The sequence below is a fragment of the Kitasatospora sp. NPDC059577 genome, from assembly GCF_042735475.1.
GTDB lineage: Bacteria > Actinomycetota > Actinomycetes > Streptomycetales > Streptomycetaceae > Kitasatospora.
The window spans coordinates 14083-20048 of the sequence record NZ_JBHWBZ010000003.1 but is presented as its reverse complement, the minus strand read 5'-3'; the positions used below and the strand labels follow the sequence as shown (position 1 = coordinate 20048).

General features: G+C 73.7%; 3 protein-coding genes. 1 reads left to right on the top strand and 2 read right to left on the bottom strand.

What is annotated here, in order from left to right:
• Nucleotides 1–106: 106 nt before the first annotated feature.
• Nucleotides 107–1744: a CTP synthase gene (locus ACFV0O_RS04110; RefSeq protein ID WP_360261447.1), complete on the bottom strand. Its 1638-nt coding sequence runs from the start codon at nucleotides 1742–1744 to the stop codon at nucleotides 107–109.
• A 762-nt stretch (nucleotides 1745–2506) separates the two neighbouring features.
• Between ACFV0O_RS04110 and ACFV0O_RS04105 the strand changes: the two genes are divergently transcribed.
• Nucleotides 2507–4507: a glycoside hydrolase family 15 protein gene (locus ACFV0O_RS04105; protein ID WP_380336063.1), complete on the top strand. Its 2001-nt coding sequence runs from the start codon at nucleotides 2507–2509 to the stop codon at nucleotides 4505–4507.
• 46 nt (nucleotides 4508–4553) lie between these two features.
• Here the strand turns inward: ACFV0O_RS04105 and ACFV0O_RS04100 are convergent, their stop codons facing one another.
• A complete protein-coding gene (locus tag ACFV0O_RS04100; protein ID WP_380336060.1) occupies nucleotides 4554–5732 on the bottom strand; it encodes a glycosyltransferase family 4 protein in 1179 nt (392 codons plus the stop codon).
• Nucleotides 5733–5966 lie beyond the last annotated feature (234 nt).

The following is a 5966-nucleotide window of genomic DNA, read 5'->3' as shown; positions in this document are numbered from 1 at the left end:
CGCACCCCTACTGAACCAACAAACCCCACATGCGCCCGCCGGGCGCGGCGCCCGGCGCCCCCCGGCCCCCCCCCTCCGGTGAACGACCGAGGCCGAGAAGGGAAAACTACTCGGAGGCCGCGGTCTTGATCTCGATGGCGGCCTTGACCAGGCCCGCGAACAGCGGGTGCGGGCGGGTCGGGCGGGACTTCAGCTCCGGGTGGGCCTGGGTGGCCACCAGGTAGGGGTGCACCTCGCGCGGGTACTCGACGTACTCGACCAGGTCGCCCTTGGGGGAGAGGCCGGAGAACTGCAGGCCGGTCTTCTCCAGGTCCGCGCGGTAGGCGTTGTTGACCTCGTAGCGGTGGCGGTGGCGCTCCTCGACGTACTGCTCGCCGGCGTAGACCTCGCGGACGATCGAGCCCTCGGCGAGCTTGGCCGGGTACAGGCCCAGGCGCATGGTGCCGCCCAGGTCACCCTTGCCGTCGACGATGGCCAGCTGCTCGGCCATCGTGGAGACGACCGGGTGCTTGGCGGCGGCGTCGAACTCGGTGGAGTTGGCCTCGGGCAGGCCGGCCAGGTTGCGGGCCGCCTCGATGACCACGCACTGCAGGCCCAGGCACAGGCCCAGCAGCGGGACCTTGTTCTCGCGGGCGAAGGTGATCGCGCCGACCTTGCCGTTGACGCCGCGGTCGCCGAAGCCGCCGGGGATGCAGATCGCGTCCACGTCGCCGAGCTGCTCGCGGGCGCCCTCGGGCGTCTCGCAGTCGTCCGAGGTGACCCACTTGATCTCGACCCGGGCGTTGTTGGCGAAACCGCCGGCGCGCAGCGCCTCGGTCACCGACAGGTAGGCGTCGGGCAGGTCGATGTACTTGCCGACCAGGGCGACCTTGACGATGTGCTGCGGCTCGTGGACGCGGCGCAGCAGGTCGTCCCAGGTGGTCCAGTCGACGTCGCGGAACGGCAGGTCCAGGCGGCGCACCACGTACGCGTCCAGGCCCTCGCCGTGCAGCACCTTGGGGATGTCGTAGATCGACTTGGCGTCGATGGCCGCGACCACGGCCTCCTCGTCCACGTCGCACATCAGCGAGATCTTGCGCTTGATCGCCTGCGGGACCTCGCGGTCGGCGCGCAGCACGATGGCGTCCGGCTGGATGCCGATGTTGCGCAGCGCGGCGACGGAGTGCTGGGTGGGCTTGGTCTTGAGCTCGCCCGAGGGGCCGATGTACGGCAGCAGGGAGACGTGCACGAAGAACACGTTGTCCCGGCCGACCTCGTGGCGGACCTGGCGGACGGCCTCCAGGAACGGCAGCGACTCGATGTCGCCGACGGTGCCGCCGACCTCGGTGATCACCACGTCGACGTCCTCGGTCGCCATCCGGCGGATCCGGGACTTGATCTCGTTGGTGATGTGCGGGATGACCTGGACGGTGTCGCCCAGGTACTCGCCGCGGCGCTCCTTGGCGATGACGGTCGAGTACACCTGGCCGGTGGTGACGTTCGCCGAGCCGTGCAGGTTGGTGTCGAGGAACCGCTCGTAGTGGCCGATGTCCAGGTCGGTCTCGGCGCCGTCGTCGGTGACGAACACCTCACCGTGCTGGAACGGGTTCATCGTGCCCGGGTCCACGTTCAGGTACGGGTCGAGCTTCTGCATCGTCACGCGCAGGCCGCGGGCCTTGAGCAGCGCTCCGAGGCTGGAGGCGGTGAGGCCCTTGCCGAGCGAAGAGGCGACACCCCCGGTGACGAAGAGGTGCTTGGTCGTCACGGCTCGGCCGTTCGCTGCCTTGCCGGAATGGGGCTGTGCCAAGAGGGGGCTCCCGTGGGTCGCGTGTCGAAGAAGACGTGGGCGGGAGTCTCGGGGGTCGCCGGGCGACGGAGGCAGGTGCGGAGCACTGCGCTCGAGGGGTCGCCGGTTCGGCTGGTCCGGGGCGTTTGATCCCGCCGGTCCACGGGATACCAGGGTAACAGTGACCCGACCGGGACGCCGTTCGGGCCGCGCGCGCAGCCTCGGGGGCGCACGCGGGGCGCACCACCGGCGCATCATCCGCCGCAGGTGTCACACCCGTCGCACCACCGGTCGGACCGGGCCAGCCCGCGGTTTCCGTCCGGGTCATACCGGCTGCTCCGTAAAGACCACCCGGAGGTGATCCTTCCGGACCATCCTGCGCCACGCCCCCGCGATGCACGGCATTTCCGCCGAATTGCGGCGCCACTCCGGGCGGCGCCCGCGTGCTTCGCCCCTTTCGTCCGTCGTAAGCTGCTCGGACGCATCGCCGACAGCACGAGCACGCGGAGGGCGTGGGAGGTCAGGACACTCCCGGTCCCCGATGCGCGACCGGACCTCCCCGTAATTCCAGCTCCTCCCCACCCACTCCAGGGGCTCGACCGAGCCCCGCGCGGACACTCCAGCAAGGCCTGCCACCACCCCCCGGCGGGCCGGACGTCCCGGGGTGGACCTCCGGCCCCGCAGACCGCTCGCTCCCCCGTCTCGCCGATGCCCTGACCACATTGCGAACTGGAGATCCACGTGGCCGGCCGTATCGAGGACTACGCACTCATCGGGGACATGCAGACCGCTGCCCTGGTCAGCAGGGACGGGGCGGTGGACTGGCTCTGCCTGCCCCGCTTCGACTCGCCGGCCGTGTTCGCCGGTCTGCTCGGCACCGATGAACACGGTTTCTGGCGGATCGGCCCCGCCGAAGCCGTCCTGACCGAGGTCCCCGCCCCCGCCACCGCCACGGCCCCCAGCAGCGCGGGCCGGGTCCGCCTCGCCGACACCGCGGACCTGCGCGTCCCCCCGCCCACCGCCGCCGCCCCCGCCGTGCCCGCCGACCGCCGCCGCTACCGGGGCGACTCGCTGATCCTGGAACAGGAGTGGGACACCCAGGGCGGCACCGTCCGGGTCATCGACTTCATGCCGCCGCGCCCGCTGGCCGGCAAGGACGCCGTCCCCCAGGTGATCCGGATCGTCGAGGGCGTGGCCGGCCGGGTCCGGATGCGCTCGGCGCTGCGGATGCGCTTCTCCTACGGCCGCATCGTGCCCTGGGTGCACCGCGTCGAACAGGCCGACGGCACCCACCGCACCGTCGCCATGGCCGGCCCGGACTCGGTCTGGCTGGACGGCGTCTCCGAGACGTACGGCCGCAACCTCACCACCTACGCCGACTTCACCGTCGACGCCGGCGAGCGGATCGCCTTCGCCCTCACCTGGCAGGCCTCCCACCTGGAGGCGCCCAAGGCCCCGGACGCCGAGGGGATGCTCGACGCCACCGCCGACTTCTGGCACGAGTGGGCCGACCAGTGCACCTACCAGGGCCCCTACCGGGAGGCCGTGGTCCGCTCCCTGATCACCCTCAAGGGCCTCACCTACGCCCCCACCGGCGGCATCGTCGCCGCCCCCACCACCTCCCTGCCCGAGGACATCGGCGGCGAGCGCAACTGGGACTACCGCTACACCTGGCTGCGCGACGCCGCGATCACCCTCTCCTCCCTGCTGCGCACCGGCTACCGCGAGGAGGCGCGCGCCTGGCGCGAGTGGCTGCTGCGGGCCGTCGCCGGCGACCCGGAGAACCTGCAGATCATGTACGGCATCGCGGGCGAGCGCGAACTCACCGAGTCCTCGCTGGACTGGCTGCCCGGATACGAGGGCTCGCAGCCCGTCCGGGTCGGCAACGGCGCCGCCGGGCAGCTCCAACTCGACGTGTACGGCGAGGTGGTGGAGGCCCTGCACCTGGCCCACATGACCGGCCTGGTCCGCAACGACCACGCCCACCACCTCCAGCTGCGCCTGATCGACTACCTGGAGGAGCACTGGCAGGAGCCGGACGAGGGCATCTGGGAGGTGCGCGGCCCGCGCCGGCACTTCGTCCACTCCAAGGTGATGGCCTGGGTCGCCGTCGACCGCACCATCAAGCTGCTGGAGCAGACCCCCGAGGACGCCCCCGACGACGGCCACCTGGAGCGCTGGCGCGAGCTGCGCGACACCATCCACCGGGACGTCTGCGAGCGCGGCTACGACCCGGAGCGCAACACCTTCACCCAGTACTACGGCGGCAGGGAACTGGACGCCTCGCTGCTGCTCATCCCCCAGGTCGGCTTCCTCCCGCCGGACGACAAGCGCGTGATCGGCACGATCGAGGCGATCCAGCGCGAACTGTCCACCGAGGACGGCTTCGTCCTGCGGTACCCGACCCACGACGAGAGCGGCAACAACGTCGACGGCCTGTCCGGCCACGAGGGCGCCTTCCTGGCCTGCTCGTTCTGGCTGGCCGACGACCTCGCCATGATCGGCCGGGTGCAGGAGGCCCGCGACCTGTTCGACCGGCTGCTCTCGCTGCGCAACGACCTCGGCCTGCTCGCCGAGGAATGGGACCCGCGGCTCAAGCGCCAGGTCGGCAACTTCCCCCAGGCCTTCAGCCACGTCCCGCTGATCGACACCGCGCTGCGGCTGACCGCCTGCGGCGCCGCCTACCTGTCCGCCCAGCCGGACGGCCCGGCCGCCGACCGGGTCGAGCAGGCCACCGTCTGACGGGCACCGGTCCCGGCCGCCGGTCCCAGCGGCCGGGACGGAGACCTCAGCTGCGCTGCACCAGCTCGTCGTAGGTGCTGAGCACCTGGGCGACGGTGGCGGCCTCGTCCGGCCAGGTCTCGGCCTGCTGCCGGCCGGCCGCCGCCAGCCGCCCGCGGCGGTCCGGGTCGGCCAGCAGCGCGCGCACCGCGCCGCCGAGCGCGGCCGGGTCACCGGCGGCCACCAGCACGGCGGCGTCTCCGACCAGTTCGGGGATGCCGCCGACGGCCGTGGAGACCACCGGCACGCCGGCCCGCATCGCCTCCTGCACCACCAACGAGCGGGCCTCCCAGCGGCTGGGGACCACCACCACGTCGGCGGCGGCCAGCAGGTCGGGCACGTCGGTGCGGTAGCCGAGCAGGCGCACCGGCAGCTTCTCGGCGGCCACCCGGTCCCGCAGCGCGCCCGCCTCCGGGCCGTCCCCGGCGAGCAGCACCAGCGGCTGCGGGTCCGGCACGGACAGCTCCCGGGCGGCGTCCAGCAGCAGCCCGAAGGCCTTCTGCGGGACGAGCCGGCCGATCGCCAGCACCAGCGGACGGTCCGGTCCGCCGCCGAGCAGCGCGGCGCGCGCCTCGGCCCGGCCGAGTCGGCCCTCGGGCATCGGCGGGGCGGCCACCGGGCCCAGCCGGGCGTCGGTGGCGCCCAGCTCGCGGGCCCGGGCGACCAGGTCGGAGGAGGCGCCGAGGACCAGGTCGGCGGCGCGCGCGACCCGGCGTTCCATCAGCCGCTGCAGGCGGCGCTCCATGCCGGTGGCCAGCAGCGCGTGGTGCGAGGTGACGACCAGCGGGGTCTCCGGGCGCAGGCCCGGGAAGCGGCCGGCGGTGCGCAGCGCGAGGTCGGAGAGCAGCCCGGCGCGCAGCCCGTGGGCGTGCACCACGTCGGCGCCGGTGAAGGCCCGGCGCAGCTCGCCGATCGCGGTGGCGTCGCTGCGGGCACCCGCGGTGGGGGTGATGTCGACGGTGTGGACCCTGGCGCCCGTGCGGGAGAAGCCGAACAGCGCGTCCGTGCCGGCCGGTGCGCAGACCGTGACGATCACCCCGTGCGCGACCAGGCCCTGGGCCAGGGAGTGCACGTGCGCACCGATGCCGCCGGTGCTGGCGGCCAGGACGAGTACCACGTGCAGCTGCCCCGGTTCCGGGGCGGCCGCGGTGGCCCGGGCGGCGGAATGGTCCACGTCGTCTCGCATCCGACTCGATCAGGTTCGCGCGCCGCTTCGCGAGGATTGCCCGCCCGGCGGCGCTCGGGGCTGGGAAGCCAGTGTTCAGCGGCCACCATGCCAGGTCGGCGGCCCTCTTGGACAGTCGGGGGCCCCCGGGGGGCGCGCCCACCCCCCGCGGGGGGCCCCCCCCCCCCCGCCCCCGGGCGCGGGGGGGCGGGGGGCGGGCGCCCCCCCCCCCCCCGGGGGGGGGGCCCCCCGCGC